The following is a 17,453-nucleotide window of genomic DNA, read 5'->3' on the forward strand; positions in this document are numbered from 1 at the left end:
AGTTACCTGAGCGGCAGAAAAAAAGATATACCAGAGACTGAACTGTATAGACAAAACAATCTTTTTTATCTACCAATTGACAAGAATCTTTTTCATCTTGAAAAAACCAGGTTTAGTCTATTCTTTATAAGCATATGTATACTATATTTTTAATCTAAGAGCCTCTCTATTTCTTTTGTAGCACTCTTTACGAATTAGATAGTCTGAAATGAAAAGTATAGCTTGTTTTGTATCCATAGTGTGTATTGTGATCATATTTATTTCTTGTTCTTCAGAAGAAGAAAGTATTCCGGTAATTGAAGTAGGTCAAGATTTTACTAATTCTAATATCAGGGTAATGTCTATTGATACATTCTCTGTAGAACTATCCACATATAAGCTGGACAGTGTTATTACTTCATCAACTAACAGACTTCTGATCGGTCAATACACCGATGCTATTTTTGGCACAGTCAAATCAGGTAGTTATTTAGAATTTACACCAATAGAGTATGATATTCCAGATGATGCAGAACTGGATAGCATTGCATTAGTACTTAACTATGATGGTTATTTTTATAGTGATACCACAAAAGTATCTTCTATACACGTACACAAATTAAGCGATGAAGTAGTACCAGAGGAGGATGCTTTTTATAATACCAGTACAATCGCATATGAAGAAGTTCCAATCTCATCCGTGAATTATTATCCGCGACCCTATGGTAAGGATTCACTCCATATTTCTATACCTATAGGCTTAGGTCAAGAACTTTTTAATCAAATACGGGATAATAGCATTACTAGTGACATAGATTTACGTAATGAGCTTAAAGGCTTAGCATTACTTCCTGGGGAGACGGATGATTCTTCTGTAATTGGCTTTAGTATTGGTAATGAAGAAACTTATCTTAGATTCTTTTATACAATTGTAGATAGTGAGTTTGAAGAAGACGAGCAAACTTATGATCTTATTATTAATTCTAGTGAGACGTATCCCACGTATTTTAATGCGATTAGCAGTGCTTCAGAAGGCACCTATTTTGAACCTCTAATTGATCAAGAAATAAATCTACCTTCTTCTGATGCCAACAATAGGAGCTATATACAAGCAGGAGTAGGATTAATTACCAAAATCGAACTTCCTTCTATTAAAAATATTTATCAAATCTCGGGAACCGGAACGCTGATGAGTGCTGCATTAACTATCAAACCACCTCCACAGGTATATGATGATCTTAAACCAATATCAGATTCTCTATTTGTCAATACAATAGATCAAAACAATGATATAGGAGCTCAACTAATCAATGGTAATGGTGAAGTTTATGCATTACTCAATGAAAGCAATAAAGAGTTTAATGAGATTGTTTATGAAATCCCTTTAGGAGTTTACGTAGAAGATGAATTATCTGAAACCCCTGAAATTGAAAATGCTATTGCAATTTTCCCTCAAAATTTCAATAACACTGTTGACCAAATTGTACTAGAAGGAGAAAACAGTGATGATTTTGAAGCTGAATTGATTATTACCTACGCCATATATGATGAGAATGAATAGATATATAGTATGCATACCCTTTTTATTTTTGAGTAGTATATTATTTGCACAAACAAGTGATAATACATTAACTCGCTCCCCTTATTCACTGTTTGGATTAGGAGTTCAATCTAACTCTAATATTGGTACAAACAGTGCTTTAGGAAAGGGAGGAATTGCTTTAGAAAGTAAGAATATGATCAACAATTATAACCCTGCATCTTTTGCATCTATTCCTGAGCAAAGCTTTTTACTTGATATTGGATTTTTAGGAGAATTCAATACGATTTCTAATAGTAATGGTGATGAATCTAGACTGGCTGCTAGTTTCTCTAATCTTGCCTTTGCTTTTAGCATAAATGATTCCTCCGGATTAGGAGTGTCTATTGTTCCCTTTACTGATGTTGGGTATTCTCTAGTGGGTATCACCAGTAATATTGAAGGCTCACAGGATGAATTCATTAGCAGTATTACAGGTTCTGGTGGACTTAGTGATATACGTATTAATTATGGGTATCGCATATTTGATAATGTGAGGGTCGGCATACGTGCTTCCTATATTTTTGGGTCTATTCTCGAAACTGAAAATATTACAACAGTAGATTCTTATCTAGATATTATTGAAGAAAATTATTATAATGGTCTTCGATTAGGTGTAGGATTTCAATTTGATATTAATGATTCATATTCAATGGGTCTTACGACAGATTTACCTACCTCATTACATAGTTCTCAGGATCGGTTAGTAGAAAAAACATTGGATAATGTGCTAATAACAGTAGAGAATGAAGAAGATTTGTTTGTAACTAATTTTAAGTTACCATTAGAAATTGGTTTTGGAATACGTGCAAAACCTATCAATACTATTACTATTAATGCTGATTATAAAATGAATATGTGGGGACAAACAGAACAAAGTGATAACATTGGGCAATTTGTAAATCAATCTATTGTTAGTTTGGGTGCTCAATATAAAGCTAATGAAAGAGGCTTCAAATACTGGCAACATATAGAATTTAGAGCAGGAATCAATTATGATACCGGATATTTAAAAGTAAATAATAAAGTCATTGATAATTATGGCTTTTCTGCCGGACTAGGGCTTCCTATCAACAGAAAAGGTACTTCTATGCTTAATATATCATATACTACAGGACAAAGAGGTAGTGTATCAGGGCTTCTTTTACAGGAAAACTACAATCTAATAAATGTAAACCTAAGTCTGAAAGATACTTGGTTTCAAAGAATCTTCTTTAAATAAAGTTTACGGATTAAAAGTTTACTAAAAATTTCCAAATTGTTTTTAGTCTAAATACATACCATAATTAAATTAAACCTATTGTTTAAATCTTTTAGCTTCACTAATGATATTTTGTATTGTGGATACAAGTGCATTGCTATGCTAAGATGAAAATAGTTACAATAAGTAATAAAACTACTCTCTACACATTACTGGTAAATAAATATTAAAATCTGGAAAGTAATCATAAATTCGAAATGTTAAAACAAAGTAAGAGGGTCATTGATTAAATCAATGACCCTCTCATTACATTTTTTTTAGAAATATTAATTTCTAACAACAGCTACTGGATAGCTTTCACCTCTAAAAGATATTGAACCTGCTGTCAATGGAGCTCCATTTCTGGCATGTAATATTCCTGCTACATGAGGAGAGGCCATAGAAGTACCACTGATAGTTCTATAACCACCATTAAGCCACGTACTAGTCACACTACTTCCTGTAGCTATAACATCCACAGTAGATCTACCATAATTAGAAAAGCTAGAAAAACCTCCCGTACAGGTCATAGAAGAAACCGTATAGATATTCGTACCGTTGATACAAGCTGGTGAATCTGTCGAAGCATCTCTGGAAGAATTACCAGCTGCCAATGCAATTCTGGTATTACTGTTTCCTAGTGATAAAAGAACAGATCGATACGGAGAAGAGGTTGCACATTGTGATCCTGCGAATCCACCTAAACTCATATTCACAACATCTCCGGCAATATCATTTGCTCCTACATGATTTAATGCACTTAAGATAGAAGATGAAGAAGCTCCTCCACTACATCCGAAAACTCTAAGTGGAACCACAGGCGCACCTGCAGAAACACCTACAACACCTTCCCCATTATTGATAGCTGCGGCAGAACCAGCCACGTGCGTTCCATGACCATTACAATCATCAGGAGTACCTCCTATAAAGGATCTAGCATAATCAGTATTAGTAACTACATTAAGATCAGGGTGATCTAAATCGATTCCTGTATCAATAATCCATATCCATGAATCAGCACCAGAACTATCTACAAAACCGCCAGCATTCTGAATTCCACAAGGAGTTTGCTGAGCAAATTTATTAGCAACAGAACCTTTAGTATCACCTTCTTCCTCGATAACATCGTCAATAGGGTTTGGTACAATCTGATCATAATGAATTGAAGCGACAGACGGGTTTTTCGATAATTCAACTAATTCCTGATCAGAAAGATCTTTAACTGATATCCCTGCAAACTGCGAAGTATAATACGCTGAAACTTTGTTCATATCAAAGTCGGAAACTGATAGTGTAGCATTAATTTTCTTTATAGATTCTCCCGCAAGCTCTCTGGAAGATTTAGCCTTAGAGGCTCTATCCGTAAACGATTTATTAACTAATTGCTCAGAAGTTGATTTGATTTGTTTGTCGTCAAACATAATGATATAGCTTCCCTGAACAATCTCACCTTCAATTTCGATAGGTGACACGATAGATTCAACTACATCATTTTCAACTTTGTCATCTTGACAAGAAGTAAATAACAATCCTGTTAACAGCACACATGCTGATAAGCTTTTTAAATTTTTCATAAATTATTGAGTTTGTGATTTGTAAACCCAAATGTAAGTAAAGAATATTCACAAAAATATCATCGTTTTTTACTTGTACGATTTTCTTTACACGAAATCTTAATAAAATCTTAATATATGTTTTATCTTAAAAAACCCTTCAAAATCAGCGTGAGTGATGATGAAAATGAAAAAGAACTAATTTTAATAAAATTTAAAATTTTCATGTTCCTTTTACAATGTTAAAAAAGCAATTAATTAACCTTATTTTTTAACATTACTTTAATTTCCAAATTCACTTTTAATCGACTAAAGCCACAAAGATGCATTAGTGCATTTATGTTTAATGGAACAAAATCAATTTTTTAAATTACCAATTATACCTTTATCAAATCCTGAGCTACTTAGATCTAAATATTATGAAGTATCTGATAAAGGATTACTGCATTACAAAAGTTAAGAAAAAAGACTATACTCATTTAAATTTACTATCAAAGTTATGATTCTTTATAGATAGCACTATGGTGTTCGTAATAGACAAGGTATAGTCTCAGAAAATTTAGTAACATAAAGAAGGTAACATCATCAGCTTTTAAATATGGCTTAAAGTAATTATTATGTAAAGGAAGATTCAATACACCTTACCTAAAATTAATCCTCTAAATACATTGTATCATAATTAAATTTTCATGTCTAGGTTAATATAATTATTTACTTACGCATAACTTTTATCTCTAATCTCAAAAATTCGCATAAAAAAACCATCCCGGTCACGGGATGGTTGATTTATATAAAGTTTCAAAGCTTACTTATTACATACTATAGATTTTACTAGTACATAAATTCTAATGCAGTGATATCAGAATTTTCGAATTCTCCATCCTCATTACCACCAAAACAAGCTAACATTATAGATGGAGTAGTATCAGATCCTGAAGTTCCAGGAATTAAAATTGCTCCAACTCCAGCTTGACCTTCATTCTGGTTAGATCCACAACTCTGACGAGATGCATAATCTGTATGACGGAATCCTACAGAGTGTCCCATTTCGTGAGTAATTACGTGCTCTACTACATTTGTACCAAAAGCATCCGTACCAGCATTGATCTGGATAAATTTATGAGGCTGTCCTCCATTAGGGAAACCAGCAGAACCTCCACCACCAGAAGCACCATTATTATATACTACCATATCTGCGTTTGTACTAGCAGCATAACTCAACGTAAAATTAAGTCCTATGTTTAATCTATTGTAATTATTTACTGCCCATTGTAATGCAGTTTGCATTGTACTTGTAAGAGCAAATCCACTACCAGTATATCCAATAACAGAAATATTGTAGTTATTACTTGATACTAAATTTGATGTTCTATACTGCTTATTAAATCCATCAGCAGCATCTTCTAAAGCTTGTTTTGCTAATTCTTTAACATCTGTAGGTAATAATATGTCTCCAGACATTAAATATTCTTGTGGTGACTCACCAGGATGTGTTATGGTAACTAATTCTGCTCCAGCCGGATTAACACCTGCATCTAATAGAGCTTGTTTTTGTAATTCTGTAACTTCAGCAGATGATTCTGGCTGTACTTCGTTAGAAATTTCGTCTTTTTGGCAAGATGTTACAACACCAGCCGCGATAGCGCATAGCGCAAGGAATTTGATTTTTTTCATTTTTAAAAAGTTGAGTTTGTGTAGTTACTATTAGTATAATATACCTACTACATGATATACTATATTTTAATTATTTTTAGTAAAAAGCTTTGAACCTTTTTAATTTTAAGCGGGATGAAGATATGATAATTATTTATAAAAATCAGTTAATTCTTTAAACTATTCTTATGGTTTAGTTATATCCACTACACTAAATTTAACAAAAATGAATAAACATTAACAATTGTCTATCTTTAAATTACTCAATATTATCGATAAAATACACAATGCACTACTGTATTTAAAAAAGTTATTTAAAATACATATAATCAGACAAGTTAACAGCTTCAAATTAGCTACTAACAACTGTAAGTTAGCTCTATTATTAGATATGACAAATTCTTAACATTATCGTAATAACTTACGAGTTTAAAATGATTATTTATCAATAAACTATTTTATAAAAATTGAAATATCAATTATGCATTAGAACACTATAAAACAAAAGAATTTACTAAAGAACGTTTCATTAGCTTCATCAAAATTTCAGAAAAAAGCGACTAGATTATTTAGAAAGAATGAAATCAAAAAAATGAAGTACTTTTCTTACAAATTATAAATTTATGTTTCTGTAGTGTTAAAAAAATATTTACCTGAATTTTATTGAATAATAAAGTAAAAAACCAAACAAAAATATAACAAAACACAAAGGAATATACTTATGAAAAGTACTTGAAAACCTTAAACTCTACCTGTAAAGAATCACATATACAGAATTTTTATTGACAATTTTATACAGTAAAAAAAGACACAAAATATTAACAACTTTCAACGCCATAAAAAAACCAATCTTGAGATTGGTTTTTTAGTAAATATCAAAATTTAAACTGTATAATTCTTAAAAGAATTCAGAAATCATTAAACTATCTCGGCGCTAAGCCCCGCCTGAAGTAATTTAGAACATCTAGGCACTAACTCTTCATACACACCAGTCTTAACAGTACATTTTCCTTTATAATGTACAAGCATTGCACATTGTTCTGCCTGAACCGGCGTATGCTCACAGGTATATATTAAAGTTTCAATCACATGATCAAAAGTATTGACATCATCATTGTATAAAACAATTTCGCTCGTACCTTGCTCAACTGTCTTTTCTAAAACTTTTTCTAAAACTTCTTCCTGCGTACTCATCTTATTAATTTTATGCAAATATAATATTTACAATAGAAATCTGTATTCAATCTAAGATTATTTTAACGTGTAACAAGCTGCTATCCAATTATTTCGTTCTTTATGCTCAGAAAACTCTAAATTATTACCTGTACATGCTTTTGTAATTATGTTCAGGTCTTCTTTATAAAACCCACTCAAAAACAGCATACCTCCTGATTTTAGTGTCTTAGCATAGCTAGCAATATCATTTAATAATATATTCCTATTAATATTAGCAATAACAACGTCATAAGATTTACCCTCTAATAGAGATGCTTCACCTTCATAAGCTGTTATTTCTTTACAATGATTGCGAGTTACATTTTCTATAGTATTAAGATAGCACCAATTATCGATGTCAATCGCGTCTATAGGTCCGGCTCCTCTCATTTCTGCCAAAATTGCTAAAACTCCCGTTCCGCATCCCATATCCAGGACTTTCTTATCCTGTAGATTATTCTTTAACAAATGCTGGATCATCATATGTGTTGTTTCATGATGTCCCGTACCAAATGACATTTTTGGTTCTATTACAATATCATAGGTAGTGTCTGGTTTTTCATGAAACGGAGCTCTCACACTACACAGATTGTCTACAATGATGGGAGTAAAATTTTTTTCCCACTCTGTATTCCAATTTACTTGCTCTATTTCTTTAGTGGTATATGTGATAGCGAACTCTCCTGAGGTAAGCACATGTATTTCATCAAGAATTTGATCATTCCAATCGTCTTTTTGAATAAATGCTTCAATTCCTTTCTCTGTTTCTACAAAACTTTCAAAACCTACATATCCGAGTTCTGCAATGAGAATCTCTGATGCTGGCTGTAATGGGTCAATGGTAAAATAGTAACCAATATAGATGGGTGTAGACATTTTTTACATTTTGAGTGAATACATAAAAATTAGATTTTCTATGAGTATGTATTCACATATTTTTTACTACCTAAATTTAAAAAGCATTGGCAATTGCTGCAAAACTTTCTGCATCCAGTGCTGCACCTCCGATCAATCCACCGTCTACATCAGGCTTAGCAAAAATTTCTTTAGCATTGGCAGGTTTTACGCTCCCACCATACAGAATAGAAACCTCATCTGCTGTTTCTGTATTATAGGTATCTGCAATAGTTTTACGTATGAATGCATGCATTTCCTGAGCTTGCTCCGGGCTTGCTGTCTCTCCCGTTCCTATCGCCCATACTGGTTCGTATGCCAAAACAATTACTTTCCAGTCAGATGCATCAAGATCAAATAGTGCATTTTTTAATTGACTTTCAACTACCTTAAAATGATTACCACTTTTACGGTCTTCTAATTCCTCTCCAAAACAGAAAATGATAGTCATCTCATGTTTTAATGCAGTTTTTACCTTTTCTGCTAATAATACATCGGTTTCTCCAAAATAAGCTCTGCGCTCACTATGCCCTAAGATTACAATTTGAACACCAATACTCTTTAGCATATCCGCAGAAATCGCTCCTGTGAATGCACCACTTTCTGCCTGATGCATATTTTGAGCAGCTACCTTAATACCGGATTGCTTTAACTCTTCAAAAGCATAGTATAAATTAGTAAATGTGGGTGCTACAATAATTTCTGCAGTCGGCTGCTCTTTAAATTTTACTTTTAATTCTGAAAGCAAAACTCCTGTGTCTGCCAGATTTTTATTCATTTTCCAGTTTCCTGCTACAATTTTTTTTCTCATTATTATTTTATTTAGTTGTGTGGTTAATATTTAAATTAAGATGATGAAACGCGTATTCTAGGATCCAGCCAACCATAAATGACATCTACCAGTATATTGATGATTATAAATAAGGAAGCTATAACAATAACAGCTCCCATAATAACCGGAAGATCTTTAGTATTCAAAGCATCTACAATCTCTTTTCCTAATCCATTCCATCCAAAAATATATTCAATAAATACAGCACCTGCTAACATAGAAGCAAACCATCCTGAAATAGCAGTCACTACGGGATTTAAAGCATTCTTTAATGCATGCCTTCTGATCACCTGAAACAATGATAAACCTTTTGCCTTTGCTGTTCTTATATAATCCTGACTCATAACTTCTAATAATGAGTTACGCATCAATTGAGTAATCACTGCCAGAGGACGTATTCCTAAAACAACTGCTGGTAGTATTAAATTTTTCCATTGAATATACGATCCTTCACCAAAATCATCCACCTCATATAAACTTCCTGTCATATTTAAACCAGTATATTCGTGTAACACAAAACCAAACAACCAGGCAAAAATGATGGCACTAAAAAAAGAAGGTACACTCATACCTATCGTACTTACTAACTGAATTAATTTATCTGGCCATCGATCCTTAGCTAGTGCACTAACTACTCCCATAGAAACTCCTAGAAAAATCGCTATCAATATTGCAAAAATTGCCAATACAGCCGTATTAGGTAAGGTTTCCTTTATAACTTCACTTACTTTTTTTCCATTTTTCTGAAAGGATTCACGTAAATATGGATATTTAAAAACTGTTACCGTAGTACCTAAGGTAAATAATCTTATTCCTGAATATTTTTCAGTATCAAAATATGAAAAATCATTTTCTTCAGTACTATGAAAAGATATAGGTGAAAGATCATTAAGATAATATCTATATTGGGTAGTAAGAGGTAAATCAAATCCATATTTCTTGTACAAAATAGCTAGCTGCTCTTTATTTTCATTCTGCCCCATCATCATCTGAGCTGGGTCACCTGGCAGGATGGTAAAAAGCATAAAGATGACCGTAATTACTCCAAATAATGTAATTAATGCATAGCCAAACTTACTTAAATATCCGATCATTATTGTGGAATCTTTGCTTCTAACTTTGTTATCTCATCTAGCGTATATTTTTTGTATTCAACCCCCAGCAAATGTTGACAATATTCTTCTATTGTAGCTTCAAAACCGACTTTAGTTCTCCTCTCATTTACAGAATCTGCATTTTGTATAGGCCAAATAATTGGGAGTTCTTCTTTTGTACCAGCATGGAGCTTTTTTCCTTGAGTACCATATAACTGTTCTTTGTGTTGCTGCATCAAATAGCGATCCTCCATCATAGCTACAGAAGTCAGAGGAAGCTCTGCTTTTGCTCCTGCCTCCTTAATTAGCGGCAAATATGTTTCTATTTTGTCAGAATGTTGAAGAATTAACCAAGCCGCTCTACTCGTTTTTTCTCCCACCAATGTCTTACCAGGATATCCGTATTTCTTAATCACTTCTTCTATAAACAATGTATTAGTACTATCAATAACTTGTTGTTCCTCCCATGAAATATCTCCTGCATTTCTTCCCGCTTGATCTAATTTCATAATACTATCAAGGGCAGATTTTAATTGGATATTGATTCTTGGTTTTGATGGCGCTACCTTTTCAAGTATTAATTGATCTGCATCATTATAATGTAGTTTTTCGACAATAGTACCTTTCTTCACTTGCACAATACCTGGATTAGAACGCAATATTGTTTTTAATGCAGTCTCATCTGTGTTATAATAATCAAAATTAAGATCAAAACGCTGCTTCATTTCTGACATATCCTTAGGTAATGATGCTGTAAGTCCTATAACATCATATCCCTGAGCCAAAGCTTTATCAGTCAAAGCTTTTACCGCACCCATTCCTTCTAACTCACTTTTAGATAAATTGTACTGTACAATCAGGATCAGGTTTTCTTTGTTAAGAAATTCTACCGTTAAGTCTTCTCCATCTTTTTCTATTGCAAAATCGTGTATAGGTGGGATATACCCTTCATCAATCATCTTGGTTTCCACATCTACAAAGGTTCCTTCTACGGTAGGGTAATCCCCATTAGTCGTTACAATAGTTTCTTTTCCATCGACCTTAAACTTCCAGTTGTATTCAAATATTGCTTCTGGAGCACCCTCTGGAACAGACATACCTTCTTGTATATTGGTGCCAATTTTATATGCTCTAAAATCAAAAACCGGTAGATGCATTAATACATAATACGCAAAACCTAGACAGCCGGTAAAACAAACAAAGACAATCCACTTATGACTTGTAATGGGTAAAATAGGAGTGATATATTTTCTGCCAAAAAACAATAGTAATATCAATATTAATAAAATTACATCCTTAGTAAATGACTCCCAAGGTGTTAATGGCAATGCATCGCCAAAACAACCGCAATCTGTAACCTTATTAAAATATGCTGAATAGAAAGTAAGGAAAGTAAAAAATCCAATCATTAATAGCAGAGACCATACAGTAAATTTTGGCAAGTACCCGAGTATTAAGGTAATCCCTACAATCACTTCAAAAATCACTAAAAAAACAGCAATCAATAATGAAAATGGAATCAGGAATTCTAAATTCAAAACACCTTCACCAAAATATTCTGAAAGCTTATATGAGAATCCTATTGGATCGTTTAACTTAATAAATCCCGAAAAAAGAAAAAGTGCTGCAACAAATATTCTAGAAAAGCCAACAAGTATTTTCATTATATTAATATGAGTTTTAATGTATTCCCACAAGATAGTATCGTTTTACCTTGTTTCTTTTAGTTTAACAGTATTTTATAAAAACTTCATAGCTTATTCTCCCAAATGAATCATAGCAAAAACTGCATAATTAATCATATCCTGATAATTAGCATCAATACCTTCACTCACGATTGTCTTTCCTTTATTATCTTCGATCTGCTTTACTCTAAGCAATTTCTGAAGAATCAAATCAGTTAATGAACTTACTCTCATATCTCTCCAAGCTTCTCCATAGTCATGATTCTTATTCATCATTAATGTCTTGGTTATTTCTATATGCTTATCATAAAGATCTATCGCCTCATCAGTAGAAAGATCAGGTTGCTCTGCAATACCAAGTTCTATCTGGATCAATGCCATTATACTATAATTAATAATCCCTATAAACTCAGCAACTTCTCCTTCATCTACTTTTCTTACATCATTTTCTTGTAATCCACGGATTCGCTGAGCTTTGATAAAAATCTGATCTGTTAAAGAGGGAAGCCTTAGAATTCTCCAGGCACTACCATAATCTTTCATTTTTTTTATAAAAAGATTTCGGCACTTAGTGATGACTGCGTCATATTGTATCGACGTATCTTGCATAGAACTGTTCAATTTTGCGTAAATTTCGCTTTATTATGTTAATTATACCAATTAAAATCTAAAAAAACATCTCACTGCTCAATGACGATCAATTGTACCGGCTCATTAATTGACCTCTCTACCCCAAAAGTTATGGGAATTCTTAATCTTACACCTGATTCTTTTTATGATGGAGGTAAGTATAAAAATGAATCTCAAATTCTAAAACAAGTAGAAAAAATGCTCACAGAAGGAGCTACCTTAATAGATATAGGAGCTTATTCCTCCAGACCTGGTGCTGATCATATTACAGAACAAGAAGAAGAAAAAAGAATCCTACCAGTTATCAAGTTGATCTTATCGCAGTTTCCTGATAGTATTTTATCAATTGATACATTTAGGAGTATGATAGCAGAAAAATGTATCCTTGCCGGTGCTGCAATAATTAATGATATTTCTGCAGGGTCATTAGATGATCGTATGATGACAACAGTAGCAGAGTTACAAGTTCCTTACATTATGATGCACATGAAAGGAAATCCCAAAACAATGAAATCATTAGATCAATACACTGATCTACTATATGAAATACAATTATATTTTTCTAAAAAAGTTGCAGAAGCCAGAAAAAAAGGGGTTCACGATATTATCATTGATCCTGGTTTTGGCTTTGCTAAGCATACAGATCAAAACTTTGAATTACTTCAAAAAATGGAGCTATTGGGATTACAGGGGTTACCAATATTAGCTGGAATATCCAGAAAATCAATGATCTACAAAACGCTGGGTATCCAACCAGAGCAATCTTTAAATGGAACAACCGTATTAAATACAGTAGCGTTATTAAATGGAGCTTCGATTCTAAGAGTTCATGATGTAAAAGAAGCAATGGAATGCATCAAACTAGTAGATAGATTTTCTTCACCAATTATACAGAATCAATAAGCATTAATCCTATTGAGTAAATTTAATTCCTGTGTTATCTTAATTTTCCTATTTTTACAAAAACTTACTCCGCTTGGATTTAATTGATCTTAGAATATTAGATGTTATAGATATTGTACTTGTAGCTATGCTACTATACTATATTTATAAGTTAGTTAAGGGAACAGCTGCTATCAATATCTTCATTGGGATTGTCATGATTTATCTGGTCTGGAAACTAACTCAGTTTCTGGCTATGGAAATGCTAAGCAGCGTATTAGGTGAATTTATAGGTGTTGGAATGTTTGCCTTGATTGTTGTATTTCAGCAAGAAATACGTAAATTTTTATTACTTATTGGCTCTACCAATTTTGGTAGAAGACGTTCTTTTTTAAGGCAATTAAAATTTATTCGGGATCGACCAGAAGATAGCCTTACAGATGTTGCTTCGGTTATTGATGCTTGTATAAAAATGGGGAAAACCTTTACAGGTGCACTCATTGTCATCAAAAGAAATACATCACTTGATTTTGTAAAGACTTCTGGAGATACTCAGGACATCTTAATAAAAACTCCAATACTCGAAAGCATTTTTTATAAAAACAGCCCATTACATGATGGTGCAATGATCATAGAGGATAATAGGGTCGTAGCCACCAGAGTTATACTGCCCGTAACGAATGATCGCGATATCCCATTACGGTTTGGACTTAGACATCGTGCTGCTGTAGGTATTACTGAAAAAACAGATGCATTAGCATTAGTATTAAGTGAAGAAACGGGAAAGCTATCTTATATCAAAAATGGTAAATTTGTGATGTATGAGACTTTTGAGGAATTGATTATTAAAATTAAAAAAGATTTGGTGTAAATGAGCGAAATACCATCTACATTTGTCTGTAAAAACTGTACTCAATCTATAGGTCATTATAATTTCTGTCCCAATTGTGGTGCCAAGAAAATCACAAAACGAATCACTTTTAAGAACTTACTTGCAGAATTTACGAATCGATTTTTGAATTTAGATAATTCTGTTTTTAGAACTGCTTTTCATCTATTTTCTAAACCAGAAGAAGTTATAGATGGCTATATCCATGGACTACGGAAAAGATATATTGATGCTTTTGGATATTTTGCAATATCGGTAACTGTGACAGGAATTTATTGGTTTTTAATTAAAGATCGATATAAAGAATTACTAGTTGCCACTTCACTTCCGGAAGAACAATTAAAAGCGCGACAAGTAGGATTTGACATAACCAGTCAATACCAAACCTTAATCAGCTTTCTGTTCATCCCGCTGATTGCCATTATCTCGCGTATTGTTTTTTACAATTATAAAAAATATAATCTTACAGAGCATTTTGTGATTTACTTATATGCATATTCGCATATTGTTGTTTTTACAACACTACTCACACTTCCTATATCTTTTTTGATTGATGACTTATGGATTGTTTCTTTTGCACCAGCAATTATTTATATAATCTACAATGGCTATGTTTTAAAAAGATTGTATGAACTTACTGTTTTGCAATTAATATTAAAAAGTTTATTATTTCTCACAATAGGTTTTGTACTTTTTTGTGTTTTTAGCATTATAACAGCCTTAGTGATGATACTAACCAATACTATTCCTACTTCACCTTAAACTACCTGAATTTCACAATCATTTTATTTATTCTGTAACTGTAGAGAACTGTACATCATACAGGTTCTTATAATATCCGTTATCAATTTCTAATAATTCGGTGTGAGTTCCCTGTTCTACAATCAAACCACGATCCATCACAATTATTTTATCTGCATTTTTAATTGTAGCTAATCTATGTGCAATCACCATAGAAGTTCTGCCCTCTGTAATCTTATCTGTTGCATCTTGGATCAACTGCTCACTATGAGAATCAATAGAAGAGGTAGCCTCATCTAATACTAAAATTTCCGGATTGGTTACATAAGCTCTTAAAAATGAGATCAATTGCCGTTGCCCGGAAGAAAGCATCGCTCCTCTTTCTTTTACATTATAATGATATCCATCAGGCAAACTCATAATAAAATCGTGAATTTTTATTTCTTTAGCAGCCTCAGTCACTTGTTGCTCTGTGATATCCGGATTATTAAGCGTTATATTATTTAGAATCGTATCAGCGAATAAAAACACGTCTTGTAACACCACTGCAATATGACTACGCAGAGATTTTAAATCAATCGTGTTAATATCCTTATCATCTATAAGAATGGTACCGCTATCGATTTCATAGAACCTATTCAGCAGGTTAATAATTGTCGATTTACCCGCTCCAGTTGCCCCTACGATAGCCACAGTATCTCCAGAATTAACCGAAAAAGAAACTCCTTTTAGCACCTCTTCTCCCTCCAAATAACTAAAACGTACCTCATCAAAATCAATGGCTCCGCTTATATTTTTGAGCTGTATTGTTCCCTTATTTTCAACTCTAGCATCTGTATCCAAAATAGCAAAAACACGACTAGCCGCTACCATCCCCATCTGCAGTGTATTAAATTTGTCTGCAATTTGACGTAATGGCCTAAACAACATTTGAGACAGTTCTATAAAAGCAATCACTACTCCTAATGTTATCACGTCTCCTTCTGCTGCTCGTAATCCTCCAAACCAAACAATCAAACCGATAGTAACAGAACTTGACATTTCTGCAATTGGGAAAAATATAGAGTTATACCATACCGTTTTAACCCATCCTTTTTTATGCTTTTCATTAATCGATCTAAAATTAGTATATTCTGTTTCTTCTCGGGTAAACAACTGAACGATTTTCATCCCTGTGATACGCTCTTGCACAAATGAGTTTAGGTTAGAAACCTGTGTTCTTACCTCTTCAAAAGCGGTTTTCATTTTCTTCTGAAAAACTCTGGTTGCATATAAGATTAAAGGGAGTATTGCTAGTACAATTAAGGTAAGTTGCCAACTCTTATAGGTCATAAAACCAAGAATAACTATCATTTTTAGTAAGTCACTAAAAATCATAAAGAGTCCTTCACTAAAAATACTGGCAATGGTTTCAATATCACTAACGGCTCTGGTTACTAATCTACCTACTGCAGATTGATCATAATATTGCTTTTTAAACAACATCATATGATCAAAAAGTTTTACTCGGATATCCCTAATTACTTCCTGCCCTAGCCAGTTAGCGAAATAAATAAATAAAAACTGAAAAATAACTTCTAAAAATAGAACGACGAGCATCAGAACAACATATTCTAATATCAGGTTTTCATTTTTAGGCACAAAACCTGTATCAATAGCCTGTTGTAACAGATAAGGTCTTGCCACTGCAAAGATTGATAATAATACTGCCGCTAATCCAACAAAATAGAATGTAAATCGATACGGGTTCGTATAACCGACCAATCTTTTAAACAATCCAAAATCAAAGGCGTTACCACTTTTTTTTGCCATATTATACGTTCAAATATATTGTTTTAGGGTAATCAACTTTTGTTAAATAAAGTCCATGCGCAGGAACAGAATAGCCTGCCTCACTGCGATCTTCACTTTTAACAATGCGTACTAAATCATCCATATTTAACTTATGCGTTCCTATTTCTATCAACGTTCCTACAATCGCACGCACCATATTTCTTAGAAATCGATTAGCCGAAATATTGAAAACCAAGAGTTCTCCTGTTTGTTCCCAAACGGCATTGGTTATCGTACAATTATACGTTTTTACATTGGTTTTAGACTTACTAAAGCATTTAAAATTGGAGTAGTTTAACAGTAATTTAGCAGCCTCATTCATCAAATCTATATCTAGTTCTTTTTTTACATGATAAGCACTATTGATACTAAATGGATCCTTATGGCAACTAATTAAATATTGATATGACCTGCTTAGCGCATCAAAACGTGCATGCGCAGTTTCTTTTACTAGTCGCACATTTTGTACAGCAATATCAACAGGCAAAAAGGCATTCATTTTATAGATAAATTGATCGGTATCTAAAAAAGAAGAAAAATCAAAATGAACCATAATTTGTCGTGCATGCACTCCTGCATCTGTTCTCCCTGCACCGATAGTATTGATATCAGTCCTCAATAATAATGACAAAGCATTTTCGAGCACCTCTTGTACAGATACCGCATTTGGTTGTCTTTGCCAACCGTGATAGGAAGCCCCATTATATGAAAGTTCTAAAAAATATCGCATGCTATCATTTTTATCTCAGCGCAA

Annotated in this window: 15 protein-coding genes; 5 read left to right on the forward strand and 10 right to left on the reverse strand. The window is 32.9% G+C overall.

Going from position 1 to position 17,453, the window contains the following annotated elements; translation table 11 throughout:
- Positions 1-208: 208 nt before the first annotated feature.
- Both ABD816_RS05645 and bamG read left to right on the forward strand, forming a co-directional pair.
- Positions 209-1,540 carry a DUF4270 family protein gene (locus ABD816_RS05645; protein WP_344925473.1) on the forward strand — a complete coding sequence of 444 codons (1,332 nt, stop codon included), beginning with the start codon at positions 209-211 and terminating at the stop codon, positions 1,538-1,540.
- Positions 1,533-2,780, forward strand: a complete 1,248-nt coding sequence (gene bamG / locus ABD816_RS05650; RefSeq protein WP_344925474.1) for a BamG family beta-barrel-assembly machinery protein — start codon at positions 1,533-1,535, stop codon at positions 2,778-2,780. The genes ABD816_RS05645 and bamG overlap by 8 nt, the downstream gene beginning before the upstream one ends.
- A gap of 305 nt (positions 2,781-3,085) precedes the next feature.
- On the opposite strand, the gene ABD816_RS05655 is transcribed toward bamG, so the two are convergent.
- From ABD816_RS05655 to ABD816_RS05690, 8 genes are all read right to left on the reverse strand, one after another.
- The gene (locus tag ABD816_RS05655; protein ID WP_344925475.1) at positions 3,086-4,372 is read right to left on the reverse strand and encodes a S8 family serine peptidase; all 1,287 of its coding nucleotides are present in this window, start codon (positions 4,370-4,372) and stop codon (positions 3,086-3,088) included.
- Positions 4,373-5,182: 810 nt separating this feature from the next.
- Positions 5,183-6,025, reverse strand: a complete 843-nt coding sequence (locus tag ABD816_RS05660; protein ID WP_344925476.1) for a M57 family metalloprotease — start codon at positions 6,023-6,025, stop codon at positions 5,183-5,185.
- 897 nt (positions 6,026-6,922) lie between these two features.
- Positions 6,923-7,198: an ATP-dependent Clp protease adaptor ClpS gene (locus tag ABD816_RS05665; protein WP_344925477.1), complete on the reverse strand. Its 276-nt coding sequence runs from the start codon at positions 7,196-7,198 to the stop codon at positions 6,923-6,925.
- 57 nt (positions 7,199-7,255) lie between these two features.
- Positions 7,256-8,095: a 50S ribosomal protein L11 methyltransferase gene (prmA, locus tag ABD816_RS05670; protein WP_344925478.1), complete on the reverse strand. Its 840-nt coding sequence runs from the start codon at positions 8,093-8,095 to the stop codon at positions 7,256-7,258.
- Between the two features lie 76 nt (positions 8,096-8,171).
- Entirely contained in the window at positions 8,172-8,924 is a 753-nt protein-coding gene (tpiA, locus tag ABD816_RS05675) for a triose-phosphate isomerase (RefSeq protein ID WP_344925479.1), read from the reverse strand.
- Between the two features lie 35 nt (positions 8,925-8,959).
- Complete coding sequence (locus ABD816_RS05680; RefSeq protein WP_344925481.1) at positions 8,960-10,039, reverse strand: ABC transporter permease; 1,080 nt, start codon at positions 10,037-10,039, stop codon at positions 8,960-8,962.
- Positions 10,039-11,703, reverse strand: coding sequence for a BT_3928 family protein (locus tag ABD816_RS05685; protein ID WP_344925482.1), 1,665 nt, complete (start codon positions 11,701-11,703; stop codon positions 10,039-10,041). Before ABD816_RS05685 ends, ABD816_RS05680 begins: the two co-directional genes overlap by 1 nt.
- Before the next feature lie 93 nt (positions 11,704-11,796).
- Positions 11,797-12,333, reverse strand: coding sequence for a DUF1599 domain-containing protein (locus tag ABD816_RS05690; protein WP_344925483.1), 537 nt, complete (start codon positions 12,331-12,333; stop codon positions 11,797-11,799).
- Between the two features lie 81 nt (positions 12,334-12,414).
- Here ABD816_RS05690 and folP point away from each other — a divergent pair, with 81 nt between their 5' ends.
- The 3 genes from folP (at position 12,415) to ABD816_RS05705 (ending at position 14,887) form a co-directional block, all read left to right on the forward strand.
- Positions 12,415-13,257, forward strand: coding sequence for a dihydropteroate synthase (gene folP / locus ABD816_RS05695; RefSeq protein WP_344925484.1), 843 nt, complete (start codon positions 12,415-12,417; stop codon positions 13,255-13,257).
- Positions 13,258-13,330: 73 nt separating this feature from the next.
- Positions 13,331-14,107, forward strand: a complete 777-nt coding sequence (locus ABD816_RS05700; RefSeq protein WP_344925486.1) for a diadenylate cyclase — start codon at positions 13,331-13,333, stop codon at positions 14,105-14,107.
- Positions 14,108-14,887, forward strand: a complete 780-nt coding sequence (locus ABD816_RS05705) for a DUF3667 domain-containing protein (protein ID WP_344925488.1) — start codon at positions 14,108-14,110, stop codon at positions 14,885-14,887. It begins immediately after the preceding gene.
- Between the two features lie 27 nt (positions 14,888-14,914).
- On the opposite strand, the gene ABD816_RS05710 is transcribed toward ABD816_RS05705, so the two are convergent.
- Both ABD816_RS05710 and truA read right to left on the reverse strand, forming a co-directional pair.
- A complete protein-coding gene (locus ABD816_RS05710; RefSeq protein WP_344925489.1) occupies positions 14,915-16,678 on the reverse strand; it encodes an ABC transporter ATP-binding protein in 1,764 nt (587 codons plus the stop codon).
- Position 16,679: 1 nt separating this feature from the next.
- The gene (gene truA / locus ABD816_RS05715) at positions 16,680-17,429 is read right to left on the reverse strand and encodes a tRNA pseudouridine(38-40) synthase TruA (RefSeq protein ID WP_344925490.1); all 750 of its coding nucleotides are present in this window, start codon (positions 17,427-17,429) and stop codon (positions 16,680-16,682) included.
- Positions 17,430-17,453: the final 24 nt, after the last annotated feature.

Origin of the sequence: Aquimarina addita (genome assembly GCF_039539305.1) — a bacterium.
Lineage (GTDB): Bacteria > Bacteroidota > Bacteroidia > Flavobacteriales > Flavobacteriaceae > Aquimarina > Aquimarina addita.